Consider the following 16,511-nt stretch of genomic DNA (forward strand, 5'->3'; position numbering starts at 1 on the left):
CGGGATCAGCCCTCGGAAAGCGCCATCATCACTTTGCGGAAGCGCCCGGCGACCGCCTCGCGTTTGACATGCCTGCCGCCGCTCACTTGCTTCTTGCCATGCACCCAGACGCAATCGACCTTGCCGCCATTGGCAAAGATCCAGGCGTCTAGGATGGCATCGCCCGCCTTGCCGGCAAGCGAGGGATGACCGGCCTCGAGCGAGACGAAATCGGCGGGCCTGCCTACGGCGAGAGTTGAGGGGCCGGCGCCGAGCGCGATGCTGCCGCCATCGAGCGCGGCATCGAACAGCGCGCGGCCGGTAGAGCCGCCGGCGCGCGCCAGCACATTGCGAGCGCGGTGGGCAAGGCGCTGCGAATATTCGAGCTGCCGAAGCTCGTCCGGCAGGCCGATCAGCACATTGGAGTCGGAGCCGATCCCGAAGCGGCCGCCATGTTCGATGAACAGGGGGGCGGCGAAAGTGCCGTCGCCGAGATTGGCTTCGGTGACGGGGCACAGCCCAGCGACGGCGCCGCTCTTGGCCATGGCGATCGTCTCGGCCTCGGTCATATGCGTGGCGTGGATCAGGCACCAGCGCCTGTCCACCTCAGCATGTCCGAGCAGCAACTCGACCGGACGCTTGCCTGACCAGGCGATGCAGTCCTCGATTTCCTTCACCTGCTCGGCGACATGGATGTGGATCGGCCCGTTCGGCGCCATTGCGGCAACCGCGTTGAGTTCGTCCGGCGTTGCGGCGCGCAGGCTGTGCGGCGCGACGCCGACGACGGCTTGCTCCAGCGAGCGAACGCCTTCGCGAGTTTTCTCAAGCAGACGTTCGAAGCGTCCGACATCATTGATGAATCGCCGCTGGCCTTCGTTGGGAGCAGCGCCGCCGAAGGCCGAATGGGCATAGAAGACCGGCAGCAGCGTCAGTCCGATGCCGGTGTCGGCGGCGGCAGCCGCGATCCGCTCCGCCATCTCGGCGATGTTGGCGTAAGGCTGCCCGTCGCGGTCGTGATGCAGATAGTGAAACTCGCCGACGCGCGAAAACCCGGCTTCCAGCATCTCCACATAAAGCTGCGCCGCGACCGCCTCGACCTGGTCCGGCGTCATCGACAGCGCGAAGCGGTACATCACCTCGCGCCAGCTCCAGAAACTGTCGGCCGAGGGACCGCGCAGTTCGGCAAGCCCCGCCATGCCGCGCTGGAAGGCGTGGCTATGCAGGTTGGGCATGCCGGGCAGGACGATGGCGTGGCGTTCGTCGCCGGCGTGTGCCGAAGAGCCCGCTTCGACTTCAGAGATACGGCCGCCGTCGAAAGCGATCCTCACATTGCCCCGCCAACCGCCGGGCAGCAGCGCCTGTTCCGCAAAGATCGCCGTCACGTCCAAACTCCCAATCCGAATGCCCGAGCGACATTAACACTTGCGTCGCGTTTCAATATGTATATACATAATCGTCATCTTTCAAATGGAAAAGATGATGGGTGGAGCAAACGGAAAGAGCGGCCTTCGTCTGTGGCGCAATGCGCGCCTGGCGACTATGGCCGAGGGTGCTGCCGGTCTCGGCATCGTCGAGAAAGGTGCGATCGCCGCGCGCGACGGGCTGATCGTCTATGCCGGATCGGAGGCCGACCTGCCGGCAGCCGCCGGGCAGGGCGCCGAAACGGTCGATTGCCAGGGCCGCTGGATCACCCCCGGCCTGATCGATTGCCACACCCACCTTGTCTATGCAGGCAACCGCGCCAACGAATTCGAGATGCGCTTGGCCGGCGCCACGTATGAGGAGGTGGCGAGGGCAGGGGGTGGCATCGTTTCCTCGGTCAAGTCGCTGCGCGCCGCGAGCGAAGACGAGCTCGTCTCCCAGACGCTGCCCCGCCTCGACGCGCTGATGGCCGAGGGCGTGACGACCGTCGAGGTCAAGTCCGGCTACGGCCTCGATGCCGACAATGAAAAAAAGTCGCTGCGCGCTGCCCGCCGTCTGGCCAGTGAGCGTCCAATCACGATCCTCACGACCTGTCTCGCCGCCCATGCGCTGCCGCCCGAAGCCAGGGGCGACAAGGACGCTTTCATCGATCTCGTCGCCGGCACGATCCTCCCGGCGGTTGCCGCCGAAAAGCTCGCGGACGCCGTCGACGGCTTTTGCGAGGGCATTGCCTTCTCACCGGAACAGATCGCGCGCGTCTTCGATAAGGCGAAAGCGCTCGGCCTGCCGGTGAAGCTTCACGCCGACCAACTCTCCAACCTGCATGGCGCGGCGCTTGCCGCGCGCTACGGCGCGCTGTCGGCTGATCACCTGGAATACACCGATGAGGAGGGCGCCGCGGCGATGGCCGGGTCCGGCACGGTCGCGACCATCCTGCCCGGCGCCTACTATTTCATCCGCGAGACCAAGAGGCCGCCGGTCGAGCTGTTCCGCCGGCATGGCGTGAAGATGGCGGTCGCCACCGACTCCAATCCCGGTACCTCGCCGCTCACCTCGCTGCTGCTCGCCATGAACATGGCCGCGACGCTCTTTGGCCTGACCATCGACGAATGCCTCGCCGGCGTCACCCGCGAGGCCGCGCGTGCGCTGGGGCTTCTCGACAGGACCGGCACGCTGGAAGCCGGCAAATCGGCCGACCTTGCCGTCTGGGATATCGAGCGTCCGGCCGAACTTGTCTACCGCATGGGCTTCAATCCGCTCCATGCCCGCATCTGGAGAGGACAATGACCGAACTGATCCTGAAGCCCGGCAGCGCAACGCTTGCCGACTGGCGCGCCATCTATCGCGGCGCCGTGCCGAAGCTCGACGATTCCTGCCGGCCGAAGATCAAGGCCAGCGCCGAAGCCGTCGCCCGCATCGTCGCCAAAGGCGAGCCGGTCTACGGCATCAACACCGGCTTCGGTAAGCTCGCCAGCGTTCGCATTCCGGCAAACGATCTTGAAACGCTGCAACGCAACATCGTGCTTTCCCACGCCGCGGGCGTCGGCGAACCGATGCCGGCCCCCGTGGTGCGGCTGATGATGGCGCTGAAGCTGGCGAGCCTCGCCCAGGGCGCTTCCGGCGTGCGCGCCGAGACCATCGACCTGCTCCAGGGGATGCTCGCCAACGACGTCATTCCGGTGGTGCCGGCGCAAGGTTCGGTCGGCGCCTCGGGCGACCTCGCGCCGCTCGCGCATATGACGGCGGTCATGATCGGCGTCGGTGAATGTTTTACCCCGCATGGTCGCTTCCCGGCCAAGGTCGCCTTCGTCTCGCATGGGCTGGAACCGGTCACGCTCGTTGCCAAGGAGGGCCTGGCGCTGCTCAACGGCACCCAGTTCTCGACCGCCTTCGCGCTCGCCGGCCTGTTCGAAGCCGAGACGCTCTACCAGTCGGCGCTGGTCGCCGGCGCCCTGTCGACCGATGCTGCCCGCGGCTCCGACGCGCCTTTCGACCCGCGCATTCATCTGTTGCGCAAGCATCGCGGCCAGATCGAGACCGCGGACGCGTTGCGCAATCTGATGGCCGGCAGCGCCATTCGTGAATCGCACCGCGTTGGCGACGAGCGCGTGCAGGATCCATACTGCCTGCGCTGCCAGCCGCAGGTGATGGGCGCCGCGCTCGACGTCCTGCGCAAGGCGGCCGACACGCTGGAGACCGAAGCCAACGGCGTCACCGACAACCCGCTGATCTTCGCCGAGGACGACACCGCGCTCTCGGGCGGCAACTTTCACGCCGAGCCGGTGGCCTTTGCCGCCGACATGATCGCGCTTGCGGTCTGCGAGATCGGCTCGCTGTCTGAGCGCCGCATCGCCATGCTGGTCGATCCGGCGCTCTCCGGCATGCCGGCTTTCCTGACGCCGAAGCCTGGCCTCAATTCCGGTTTCATGATCCCGCAGGTGACGGCGGCGGCGCTCGTTTCGGAAAACAAGCAGAAGGCCTATCCGGCGAGCGTCGATTCCATCCCGACCTCGGCCAACCAGGAAGACCATGTCTCGATGGCTGCCCACGGCGCGCGCCGCCTGCTCGGCATGATCGAGAATGCAACGGCCGTCATCGGCATCGAGCTGTTGGCAGCCGCGCAAGGCTGCGATTTCCATGCCCCGCTCGCTTCGAGCGAAGCGCTGGAAACGGTGCGCAAGCTGGTCCGAGCCGAGGTGCCGCATCTCGACAACGACCGGCATTTCCACCCCGACATGGAAAAGGCGATCGCCCTGGTCCGCAGCGGCGCGGCGGTTAAGGCGGCGGCTGCGGTGGCGCTGCCGGGGATTGCATCATGAGATTGAATGCTCTGATAGGTCGCGATCCTTCACGCCCCCCGCTGTCCTGCCGGACATCTCGCTCACAAGGGGGGAGATTGGCAACTTTGGCGCCCCGCTCCTTCTTGCAACGTGGACGATTGGCGAAAGCCGGCCTGATATCTGATCTCCCCCCTCGTGGGGGAGATGTCCGGCAGGACAGAGGGGGGCGCCGTAGAGCTCCAACCCGTGGAGGGCTCCAATGACCACGCCCTGGCTCACCATCACACGCGGTACGGCGCCGCTGCTGGTCTCGATCCCGCACACCGGCATAGATCTTGCGGGCCTCGACAGCCGGTTGGTCTCGCCGTGGCTCGGCCGCCGCGACTGCGACTGGTGGATCGACAAGCTGTACGACTTCGCGAACGATCTTGGCGCCACGGTCGTCCACACCGCCATCTCGCGCACCGTCATCGACGTCAACCGCGACCCCTCCGGCGTCTCGCTTTATCCTGGACAGGCGACGACCACGCTCTGCCCCACCGACACGTTTGATGGCGATCCGCTCTACCGCATGGGCGAGGAGCCGACGCCGTCCGAGATCGACCTGCGCCGCGAGACTTACTTCGCGCCTTACCATGCCGCCCTGCAGGCTGAGATCGACCGTCTGCGCGGCATGCACGAGAAGATCGTGCTCTATGACTGCCATTCAATTCGCTCGGTGCTGCCGCGCCTGTTCGAAGGCACGCTGCCGGTGTTCAATCTCGGCACCAATGACGGCAAGAGCACCGAACCATCCCTGCAGGAAAAGGTAGCCGCCATCCTCGCGGCGAGCAGCCAGTCCTGGGTGGTCAATGGGCGCTTCAAGGGCGGCTGGATCACCAGAAGTTTCGGCCGGCCGCAGAGCGGCGTCCATGCGCTGCAGATGGAGCTCTCGAACCGCGGCTATATGCGCGAGCCGTCGGAAAAGGGCGCGCCAGACAACTGGCCGGTGCCTTACGACCCAACCTACGCGGCGCCGATCCGCGCCACGCTGAAAACCATTCTCGAAACCGCGATTGCCTGGGCCGCGCGCTGACGCTCCCGCCGCACCTGATCGAAAGGGAACTGCCGACATGACCGACCCTCGCCACAACATCCGTGAAGTCCGCGCGCCGCGCGGCGATAAGCTCAACGCCCGCTATTGGACGACCGAGGCGCCGCTGCGCATGCTGATGAACAATCTCGATCCGGAGGTCGCCGAGAACCCGAACGAGCTCGTGGTCTATGGCGGCATCGGCCGGGCGGCGCGCACCTGGAACGATTTCGACCGCATCGCCGCGTCGTTGAAGACGCTCGGCGAGGACGAGACGCTCTTGGTGCAGTCGGGCAAGCCGGTCGGCGTCTTCCGCACCCACAAGGACGCGCCGCGCGTCTTGATCGCCAATTCCAACATCGTGCCGCACTGGGCGACCTGGGAAAAATTCAACGACCTCGATAGGAAGGGCCTGATGATGTACGGCCAGATGACGGCCGGTTCCTGGATCTATATCGGCACGCAAGGCATCGTTCAGGGCACCTACGAGACCTTCGTCGAGGCCGGCCGCCAGCACTATGGCGGCAATCTCAAGGGCAAGTGGATCCTGACCGCCGGCCTCGGCGGCATGGGCGGCGCCCAGCCTCTGGCCGCTGTCATGGCCGGCGCCTCCTGCCTCGCCATCGAATGCAATCCGGACTCGATCGACTTCCGCTTGCGCACTCGCTACCTCGACGAGAAGGCCGAAACGCTCGACGAGGCGATGGAAATGATCGAGCGCTGGACCAAGGCCGGCGAGGCGAAGTCCGTCGGCCTGCTCGGCAATGCCGCCGAGATCGTGCCGGAGATGTTCAGGCGTGGGATCCGCCCCGATATCCTCACCGACCAGACCTCGGCGCATGACCCGATCAACGGCTATCTGCCCAAGGGCTGGACCATTGCCGAATGGCGCGAGAAGCGCGTCAGTGATCCGAAGGCGGTGGAGAAGGCGGCGCGCGCGTCGATGCGCGAGCATGTCGAGGCGATGGTGGCGTTCTGGAACGCCGGCGTGCCGACGCTCGACTACGGTAACAACATCCGCCAGGTCGCCAAGGACGAGGGTTTCGAAGATGCCTTCGCCTTCCCCGGCTTCGTGCCGGCTTACATCCGTCCGCTGTTCTGTCGCGGCATCGGCCCGTTTCGCTGGGCTGCGCTCTCGGGCGATCCGGAAGATATCTACAAGACGGACGCCAAGGTGCGCGAACTCACCCCCGGCAACACGCATCTGCACAATTGGCTCGACATGGCGCGCGAGCGCATCTCCTTCCAGGGCCTGCCGGCGCGCATCTGCTGGGTCGGGCTTGGCGACCGCCACCGATTGGGACTCGCCTTCAACGAAATGGTGGCCAAGGGCGAGATCAAGGCGCCGGTCGTCATCGGCCGCGACCATCTCGATTCCGGCTCGGTCGCCTCGCCGAACCGCGAGACCGAGGCGATGAAGGATGGCTCCGACGCCATTTCCGACTGGCCGCTGCTCAACGCGCTGCTCAACACCGCGTCCGGCGCCACCTGGGTCTCGCTGCATCACGGCGGCGGCGTCGGCATGGGCTTCTCGCAGCATGCCGGCATGGTGATCGTCGCCGACGGAACGCCTGACGCGGCCAGGCGCCTGGAGCGCGTGCTGTGGAACGACCCGGCGACCGGCGTCATGCGTCACGCCGATGCCGGTTACGACATCGCCATCGAGTGCGCGAAGGAGCACCAGCTCAACCTGCCGGGCATACTGGGTTGAACCGATGCGCATCCTTCGTGCCGCCGGCTATCGCGTCATGCCGTGGAAGAACGGCGGCGGCACGACCACCGAGATCGCCGTCTCGCCTGATGGCGCCGGTCTCGAGGATTTCGACTGGCGCATCTCCATGGCGCGCGTCGAGACCAGCGGGCCATTCTCCAGCTTCGCCGGGGTCGACCGCACGCTGTCGGTGCTGGAAGGCGACGGCATTATGCTCGACATCGCCTCTCGACCGCCGGCGCGGCTGACGCCAGCCTCGGCGCCGCTTCCTTTTCCCGGCGACGTGCCGACCCGCGCCACGTTGATGGGCGGCCCGATCACCGATCTCAACGTCATGAGCCGCCGCGGCTGCATCAGCCATACGGTCGAGCGCTTGCCTGTTTCGGGTGAAGTCGAGATAAGGTCGACCGACGGCACGACGATTATCTTGCCGGTTGGCGGTGGCGTCACAGTCCTCACGGACACCGCTGCCAGCCTCGGACCGCTTGATGCGCTCGTCCTCAATCAGCAGAGCCAGAAACTGCGCCTCCAGCCTGAAGGGCATGAGCTGATTTTTGTGATCCGCCTGCGCGTCACCGCCGCCAATGGTTAACGGCTGTTGCCAAACATGATCGCGGCGCGGGCGAAATATCGCCTGGCCCCTTGCATGTATCACGAAAAAGCCTGAATCCTTTCCCTGATCGGACCCGGGGCGGGAAGCGAGGGGCGTTCGCCCTTGAGTTGTCGAAAGGGGACGCCCCTGTCATGGAGCGCAAACAAACTTTCGGCCGAACCTGCCATGCAACAGATTGCATTTGAACCGGTTTTAGGGCCATTGCCGTGGCGGTGACGCCGCATCGCGCCCCGCCTTACGGAATAATCAATGAACATCCAGACGAATCCCGCCAAGATCGAACAAACTAGTGCCGGCTTCCCGACCGTCACGGAAGCGCCGATACGCTCCAATTTCCTGCCGGAAGACCGGCTGCGCGCGCTGGGCGCAGCACTCGCCAAGGGCGATGTCAGGGACCTGTTCGGGCTTTCGCCGTTCGAATTCCAGGCCCGCATCCGCGATAGCGCCAAGAAGATTCTCGAAGTCTACCGTTCGACCAACGCCGCCCAGGCCAAGGGCGAGACGATCACGCCCGCGGCGCAATGGCTGCTCGACAACAACTACCTGGTCGAAGAGACCATATTTCAGGTCAAGCGCGATCTGCCGCGCCGTTTCTACCGCCAGTTGCCGACGCTCAAGCTTGCGGGCGGCACGGCGTTGCCGCGCGCCTTCGTCGTCGCCTGGAGCTATGTCGAGCATTCCGACAGCGCCGTCTCGGCGACCATGTTCAAGGCCATCGTCGAGGGCTTTCAATCGGTCGAGCCGCTGAAGATCGGCGAGCTCTGGGCGCTGCCGTCGCTGCTGCGGTTCGTGCTGATCGAAAACCTCCGACGCATCGCAGTGCGCGTCAACCGTACGAGAGAGATGCGCCAGATCGCCAACGAGGTCGCCGACCGGGTGCTGGCGACCGACGACAATGCCGACCGGACCAGGATCCTGTCGAGCTACGCCGCGCATGCGCAGGATACCACTTTCGCCACCCAGCTCCTTTATCGCCTGCGTGACGGTTCGCAGAACGCCGGCCGCGCGCTGGAATGGCTGGAGGGCGAGCTCGAGAAGACCGGCTCCGACGCCGAGGAGATCATCATCTCCGAGCATCAGACGCTGTCCAGCGGCAACGTCACCACCGGCAACATCATCCGCGGCCTGCGCCTCATCAACGACGTCGACTGGACGGTCTGGTTCGAGGGCGTCAGCCGCATCGACACGCTGCTGCGCGAGAAGACCGATTTCGCCGCGCTCGATTTCTTCTCGCGCGATCAGTATCGCACCGCGATCGAGCAGCTTGCGCGCCGCTCCGACCTTTCCGAATTCCGCGTCGCCGAAACGGCGATCGAGCTTGCAGGCCACATGCCTGGGGTCACCGATGCGTCCGGCGTGCCGGAAACTGCCGACCCCTCCGTGCATACCGATGTCGGCTTCTTCCTGGTCGGGCCGCGCCGGCCGGAGCTGGAACAGGCGATCGGCTATCGGGCTCCCTTCTATGTGACTTTCAAGCGCGCCTTTGCCGCCACCGGCTGGCTCGGCATCGTCGTGCCGGTCTTCCTGCTGACGGTGCTCCTGCTTGTGCTGTCCGGCAACGCGCTTGCCAATCTCGGCCTCTCGGCGGGGGCGATCACGCTGATGCTGGCTTTGTTCGCGGTGCCGGCGAGCGAAGGCGCGTTGGCCTTCTTCAACACCGTCGTGGCGCTCTTCCTCAAGCCGACGCGGCTCGTCGGCTATGACTACAAGCACGGCATCCCCACCTCAGCGCGCACGCTGGTCGTCGTGCCTTCGCTCATCGGGTCGCGCGACGACGTCGAGGAAAACATCCGCAACATCGAGGTGCATCATCTCGCCAATACGGCAGAAGAGATCCATTTCGCGCTTTTGTCCGACTGGCCGGATTCCAAGACCGAAATCGACGCAGCCGACATCGAGATCCTGCAATATGCCCGCGACGAGATCGCGAGGCTGAACGCCCGCTACCCGTCGGAAGGTGCTCCGCGCTTCTATCTTCTGCATCGCCGCCGGCTCTACAATCAGGCCCAGGGCTGCTGGATGGGCTGGGAACGCAAGCGCGGCAAGCTGCACGAGCTCAACCTTCTGCTGCGCGGCGACAGCGATACCACCTTCCTGCCGCTCGATGTGCCGCTGCCGGACAAAGTCACCTATGTGATGACGCTCGACGCCGATACGCGCACCACGCGCGACGCCGTCTCGAGCCTTGTCGGCAAGCTCGCGCATCCGCTCAACCGTCCGCATTTCGATCCGGCAAAGCGCGTCGTCACAGCCGGCTACACCATCCTGCAGCCGCGCATCACCGCCTCGCTCACCAGCGGCGACGATGCCTCCTTCTTCCAGCGCGTCTTCTCGGCCAATCGCGGTCTTGACCCGTACGTCTTTGCCGTGTCCGACGTCTATCAGGACGTCTTCGGCGACGGCACTTTCACCGGCAAGGGCCTCTACCATATCGACGCCTTCGAAACGGCGCTGAAGGGCCGCATCGAGGAAAACACCATCCTCAGCCACGATTTGCTCGAAGGCGCCCTGGCGCGCGCCGCGCTCGTCACCGATGTCGAACTGGTCGAGGACTATCCGACCCGCTACTCGGTCGACGCCTCACGCCACCACCGCTGGGCGCGCGGCGACTGGCAATTGCTCGGCTTCATGTTCGATCCGCGCTCTGGCGTTCCGGCACTGTCGCGCTGGAAGATGGTCGATAACCTCCGCCGCTCGGTGACCCCGATCTTCTGGGTGATGGCCTGTATCGCCGGCTGGACGCTGCTGCCGTTCACGCAGGCCGCGCAGTGGCAGGCGCTGATGATCCTCAGCCTGTTCATGGCCCCGACTTTCGACATCGTCAACGGCATCCTGCCGAAGAGCGGCGACCAGACGCCGCGCGGCCATTTCTCGGCGCTGGCGCGCGACACTCTGTTCGGCACCGCGCTGGTGGCTCTGAAGGTGCTTTTGATGGCGCACCTTGCCTGGATGATGGGTGATGCCATCGTCCGCACTCTTTACCGGCTCTTCGTCAGCCGCCAGAACCTTCTGGAGTGGCGCACCGCCTCGCAGGCGCACAAGACCGGCGGCAGTGATCTCGGCGCCTATTACAGCATGATGTATGGCGCCGTGATCATCGGCGTCGTCGGCCTTGCCGTTCCGGTGCTCGCCGATTCCACCGGCGCGTTCGTCGCCTTCTTCTTCGCGATTTTCTGGATCGGCTCGCCCGCCGTCGCCTGCTGGATCAGCCGCTCGGCCGAGACCGAGGACAGGCTGCGCATTTCCGCCGCCGACATCCATGCGCTGCGCACCGTGGCGCGTCGCACCTGGCACTATTTCGAGACCTTCGTGACGGCCGAGCATCACCATCTGCCGCCCGACAATTTCCAGGAAAGCCCGGCGCCGGTGGTGGCGCCGCGTACCTCGCCGACCAACATCGGCGTCTACCTGCTCTCGGTGGTGTCGGCGCGCGACTTCGGCTGGATCAGCCTGTCGGATGCCATCACCCGCATCGACGCCACGATGACGACCATCGAGAACATGCCGCGCGATCGCGGGCATCTCTACAATTGGTACGACACGACGACGCTGAAGCCGCTTTATCCGCTCTATATCTCGGCGGTCGACAGCGGCAATCTCGCCGGCCATCTGGTCGCCGTGGCCGCGGCCTGCGCCGAATGGGCCGAGGCGCCTTCCGTCCACCTGCAAGGCGATTTCGAGGGCATCCTCGACACCGTCACCATCCTCGACGAGAGCCTGGAGGAACTGCCCGACGACCGCCGCCAGCTGCGGCCGCTGCGCCAGCGTCTTGCCGACCGCCTCGACGGCATGCGCCGGGCAGTGATGACCATCAAGGCGCAGCCCGAGATGGCCTCGATCCGCACGATCAATCTCGCGGTGCTGGCCGGCGAGATCCGCAAGCTCGCCACGGCCATCCACGTCGAGGCGGCGTCGCCCAAGAGCGACGTCATCGCCGACTGGGCGGCCAGGCTGGAGGCGACCTGCGAGGCGCATGTGCACGATTCGCACAATGACGAAAGCGCGGTCTCGGCGCTCCGCACCAAGCTGCTCGCGCTGCGCGGGCGCTGCCGCCGCTACGCCTTCGAGATGGATTTCTCCTTCCTGATGCGGCAGGAGCGCAAGCTCCTGTCGATCGGCTATCGCGTCGAGGAGCACCAGCTCGACGAGAGCTGCTACGACTTGCTCGCCTCCGAGGCGCGGCTGACCAGCCTGTTCGGCATCGCCAAGGGCGACTTGCCGACCGAGCACTGGTTCCGGCTCGGCAGGCCGATTGTCGAGATCGGTTTCAAGGGCGCGCTGATGTCCTGGTCGGGCTCGATGTTCGAGTACCTGATGCCGCCGCTGGTGATGAAGGAGCCGCAGGGCTCGATCCTCAACCAGACCAGCAAGCTCATCATCAAGCGCCAGATCCAGTATGCGCGCTCGAAGAACGTGCCCTGGGGCATCTCGGAAGCGGCCTACAATGCCCGCGACCGCGAGCTCACCTACCAGTACACCAACTTCGGCGTGCCCGGCCTCGGCCTGAAGCGTGGTCTCGGCCAGAACACCGTGATCGCGCCTTACGCCACCATCCTGGCGGCGCAGTTCAATCCGCGTGAGGCGGTGCAGAACCTGATGCGGCTGCGCGCGATCGGCGCGCTCGGCCGGCACGGCTTTTACGATGCGGTCGACTTCACGCCGCAGCGCGTGCCGGAAGGCACCGACCATGCCGTCGTCCAGAACTACATGGCCCACCATTCCGGCATGTCGATCGCCGCCGTGGCGGACGCCATCTTCGAGGGTCGGCTGCGCGAACGCTTCCACAGCGATCCGGTGATTGAGTCGGCCGAACTCCTCTTGCAGGAGAAGGCGCCGCGCGACATCCCGACCGCCACCGTCAGGACCGAGGCCGACGAGCGCTCCAAGGACGAGACCGAGACCGAGAGCCCGGACAGCCGCATCATCCTTGACCCGATCAAGGCGCTGCGCGCGACCAACGTCATGTCGAATGGCCGTTACTCGGTCATGGTCACCGCCACCGGCTCCGGCTACAGCCGCTTCGGCGAGCTTGCCATCACCCGTTGGCAGCCGGACCCGAGCGAAGACCGTCTCGGCTCCTATATTTTCTTGCGCGACACCGCGACCGGCGACTGGTGGTCGGCCACCGCCGAGCCGAAGCGCGCCGAGGGCGAGCGCGTGCAGACGCTGTTTGCCGACGACAAGGCGAGCTTTACCAAATCGATCGGCTCGCTGCGTTCGGAGGTCGAGTGCATCGTCATCTCCGAAGGGAACGGCGAAGGCCGGCGCGTCACGCTTTACAATGACGGCCCCACCGACCGGCACATCGAGGTGACGTCCTTTGCCGAGCTGGTGCTGGGCAACGAAGCCTCCGACAACGCCCATCCGGCGTTCTCGAAGATGTTCGTCGAGACCGAGATCTCCGCTAACAACGGCGCGATCTTCGCCACCAGGCGCAAGCGCGAAAAGAACGAGCCCGACCTAACCATGGTGCATTTCGTCACCGATCCGTCGGGTCCCTCGCGCGACGCCGAGGCCGAAACCGATCGCCGCGCCTTCATCGGCCGTGGCCGCACCATCGCCGACGCTGCCGCCTTCGACCCCGGCGCCCGGCTCTCCGGCAGCCACGGCTTCACGCTCGACCCGGTGGCGGCACTTCGCCGCCAGGTGCGCGTGCCGGCCAACAAGAAGATCTCGCTGACCTTCTGGACCGTCGTCGGCGCCAACCGGGGCGAGCTCGACGAGGCGATCGGCCGCCTCGACCATCAGGAGAGCTTCGCCCGCCAGGCGATGCTCGCCTGGACGCGCAGCCAGGTGCAGACGCGCCATCTCGGCCTCAGCCTGACCGATGCCGCCAATGTGCAGAAGCTGGCGCGTTACCTGATCTATCCCGATCCGTTCCTGCGTCTGCCCGCCGACTCCATCGCCTCGGGCCTCGGCCGCCAATCGAGCCTCTGGCCGACCAGCATCTCCGGCGATTTCCCGATCTTCCTGGTGCGCATCGGCGACGTCGCCGATCTCGAGATCGTCGCCCAGGCGCTGCGCTTCCAGGAATACATGCGCGCCCGCGGCATGATGATCGACTTCGTCGTCGTCAACGAGCAGGCATCCTCCTACGTGCAGGACCTGCAGCGCGCAGTGGAGACGCTGTGCGAGAACAGCCGCCTGCGTGGTCGCGAGCTTGGCCCGCGTCAGCACATCTTCGCCGTGCGCCGCGACCTGATGGACGAGCCGACCTACAAGACCCTACTGTCGGTCGCGCGTGTTGCGCTCCACACCCGAAACGGCACCATCTTCGACCAGCTCGAGCGGGCCGAAACGGCGGCATTGCAGGCTCGCGACGCTTTGCAGCAGGCGGAAGGCGTTCCGGCCCGCCAGCCGTCGCTGCCTTTGCCTGAGCCGACGCGGGCAAGCGAGGGGGGAGCCGATATTGCCGCCGACGGCACCGGCCTCAGCCTCTGGAACGGCTTTGGCGGCTTCGACGGCGACGGCCGCCACTACGTGACGCGGCTGACCGGCCGTCGTGTGACGCCGCAGCCCTGGATCAACGTCATCTCCAACGCTTCCTTCGGCTTCCACGTCTCTGCCGAGGGCGCCGGCTTCACCTGGAGCCGCAACAGCCGCGACTACCAGTTGACGCCGTGGTCGAACGACCCGGTGTCGAACCGGCCGGGCGAGGGCTTCTATATCTACGACCAGTTGAGCGGCAAGGCGTTCTCGCCGATGGCCGCGGTGGTGCGCGATCCCTCGATGACCTACGAGACCTGGCACGGGCAGGGGTTCTCGACCTTCCGCTCGAAGCGCGGGCCGCTGTCGATGGATCTGACGCAGGTCGTCGACCCGGTGGATCCGGTGAAGATCACCCGGCTGCGCATCCAGAATGCCGGCCCCGCGCCGGCAAGGCTGCGCGTCTATGCCTATGCCGAGTGGGTGCTCGGCGGCCATCGCTCGCGCACGGCGGCAACCATCGTGCCGACCAGGGACGCCGCGACGGGCGCCATGCTTGCGCAGAACCCCTACGGGCTCGACTTCGGCGAACGGGTGGCTTTCCTCGCCGCGACGGCGCCTGTTCATTCGGTGACCGCCGACCGCTGCGAGTTCGTCGGCAGGCACGGCACGACCGAATATCCGCAGGCCGTGCTTGGCGGAGTTGCTTTGTCCGGCCGCGTCGAGGCAGGCGACGATCCGTGCGCGGTGATCGCCAGCGACATCGACATCCCGGCCGGCGGCGACGTGACGCTGTTCTGGCTGCTTGGCGACGCCGCCACGGCCGCCGAGGCGAGCGCCCTGGTCCAGACCCACAGGGACAAGGATTTCGACCGGCGTCTGGCCGACAATGAGCGCGTCTGGCGGGGCTTCCTCGACACCATTCAGGTCGAAACGCCGGACAAGGCGCTCAACGCCATGGTCAACCACTGGCTGCCCTACCAGAGCCTGGCCTGCCGCATCCGCGCGCGGTCGGCCTTCTACCAGGCGAGCGGCGCCTTCGGCTTCCGCGACCAGTTGCAGGATACGCTGGCCTTGCTGGCGCATGATCCGAAGCTGGCGCGCGACCAGATTCTCAACGCCGCCCGCCGGCAGTTCCAGGAGGGCGACGTGCAGCACTGGTGGCTGCCCCGCACCGATGCCGGCGTGCGCACCATGATCTCGGACGATGTCGTGTGGCTGGCGCACGCGACGGCCCGCTACATCGAGGTGACGGGCGATGCCGCCATCCTCAAGGAGCAGATACCGTTCATCGACGGGCAGGAGCTTGGCGAGGGCGAGCACGACGCCTTCTTCACGCCCGAGATCACCAAGACCACAGCCTCGCTTTACGAGCACTGCGCGCGGGCGCTCGATCTGGCGATCAAGCGCAGCAGCCCGGCCGGCCTGCCGCTGATCCTCGGCGGCGACTGGAACGACGGCATGAACCGTGTCGGCGAGGGCGGCAAGGGCGAAAGCGTCTGGCTAGGCTGGTTCCTGCTGAAGACGCTGGGTGACTTCGCCCCCATCGCCAAGGGACAGAGCGATGGCAAGCGGGCGCAGGCCTGGACGAAGCACGCGGACCTGCTGAAGCGGGCGCTCGAGAGCACGGCCTGGGACGGCCAGTGGTACCGGCGCGGCAGCTTCGACGACGGCAGCCCGCTCGGCTCCCGCAATTCGGACGAATGCAAGATCGACTCCATCGCCCAGTCCTGGAGCGTCCTGTCGGGCGAGGGGGATCCTGCCCGCTCGACCACGGCCATGGAGCAGGCGACGAAGATGCTCGTCGACGACAAGCACAAGATCGTCAAGCTGTTCACGCCGCCCTTCTCGAACAGCGACAAGGATCCCGGCTATATCAAGAGCTACCCGCCGGGCGTGCGCGAGAACGGCGGCCAGTACACCCATGCCGCCACCTGGTTCGTCATCGCGCTGGCCGAGATGGGACGCACCGACGAGGCCTATCGCTGCTTCTCGATGCTGAACCCGGTCAACCACGCCTCGGACGAGGCGGCGGCCGAGCATTACCGCGTCGAGCCTTACGTCGTGGCGGCGGACATCTACGCCGGCGAAGGAAAAGGCGGCCGCGGCGGCTGGACCTGGTACACGGGGTCGGCCGGCTGGCTCTACCGGGCCGCGGTGGAAGGAATCCTCGGCATCGAGCGGCGCGGCAAGCAGATCACGTTTAGGCCGAAGCTGCCTGGCCACTGGGACGGCTACGCCGCCACACTCAAGATGTTCGGCGGCGAAATCAAGGTTCGCGTCATCCGCGACAAAAAGACCAAGTCGATCGCGCTTGAAGTCAATGGTTCGAAGACCAAATCAGGGTCTTTCGAACCGAAGGCCGGCGAGATGACCGACGTCGTCGTCAAGATACCTGCGTAGGATCAACGGTTTGCCTTGCAGGCCGCGCATCTCTCGGGATGCGCGGCCGAGCTTGGCGTTTTACTTTGCCAATGGGCCGGGCAGCGTGCGCCCACGCTGCTTCAG

General features: G+C 66.0%; 7 protein-coding genes. 6 read left to right on the forward strand and 1 reads right to left on the reverse strand.

Going from position 1 to position 16,511, the window contains the following annotated elements; translation table 11 throughout:
• Nucleotides 1-5: 5 nt before the first annotated feature.
• Entirely contained in the window at nt 6-1,361 is a 1,356-nt protein-coding gene (locus A9K66_RS27185) for a formimidoylglutamate deiminase (protein ID WP_067330179.1), read from the reverse strand.
• 97 nt (nt 1,362-1,458) lie between these two features.
• On the opposite strand from A9K66_RS27185, the gene hutI reads away from it, so the two are divergent.
• From hutI to A9K66_RS27215, 6 genes are all read left to right on the forward strand, one after another.
• Complete coding sequence (gene hutI / locus A9K66_RS27190) at nt 1,459-2,688, forward strand: imidazolonepropionase (RefSeq protein ID WP_197507528.1); 1,230 nt, start codon at nt 1,459-1,461, stop codon at nt 2,686-2,688.
• Nucleotides 2,685-4,220: a histidine ammonia-lyase gene (gene hutH, locus A9K66_RS27195; RefSeq protein WP_067329858.1), complete on the forward strand. Its 1,536-nt coding sequence runs from the start codon at nt 2,685-2,687 to the stop codon at nt 4,218-4,220. Before hutI ends, hutH begins: the two co-directional genes overlap by 4 nt.
• A gap of 220 nt (nt 4,221-4,440) precedes the next feature.
• Nucleotides 4,441-5,256, forward strand: a complete 816-nt coding sequence (gene hutG, locus A9K66_RS27200; protein ID WP_067329862.1) for an N-formylglutamate deformylase — start codon at nt 4,441-4,443, stop codon at nt 5,254-5,256.
• A 37-nt stretch (nt 5,257-5,293) separates the two neighbouring features.
• Nucleotides 5,294-6,964: a urocanate hydratase gene (gene hutU, locus A9K66_RS27205; protein WP_067329865.1), complete on the forward strand. Its 1,671-nt coding sequence runs from the start codon at nt 5,294-5,296 to the stop codon at nt 6,962-6,964.
• Between the two features lie 4 nt (nt 6,965-6,968).
• Complete coding sequence (locus tag A9K66_RS27210) at nt 6,969-7,556, forward strand: HutD family protein (RefSeq protein WP_067329868.1); 588 nt, start codon at nt 6,969-6,971, stop codon at nt 7,554-7,556.
• A gap of 270 nt (nt 7,557-7,826) precedes the next feature.
• On the forward strand, nt 7,827-16,406 hold the full coding sequence (locus A9K66_RS27215) for a glucoamylase family protein (protein ID WP_067329869.1): 8,580 nt from the start codon (nt 7,827-7,829) through the stop codon (nt 16,404-16,406).
• Nucleotides 16,407-16,511: the final 105 nt, after the last annotated feature.

It is taken from the genome of Mesorhizobium sp. AA23, assembly GCF_001672435.1.
Lineage (GTDB): Bacteria > Pseudomonadota > Alphaproteobacteria > Rhizobiales > Rhizobiaceae > Mesorhizobium.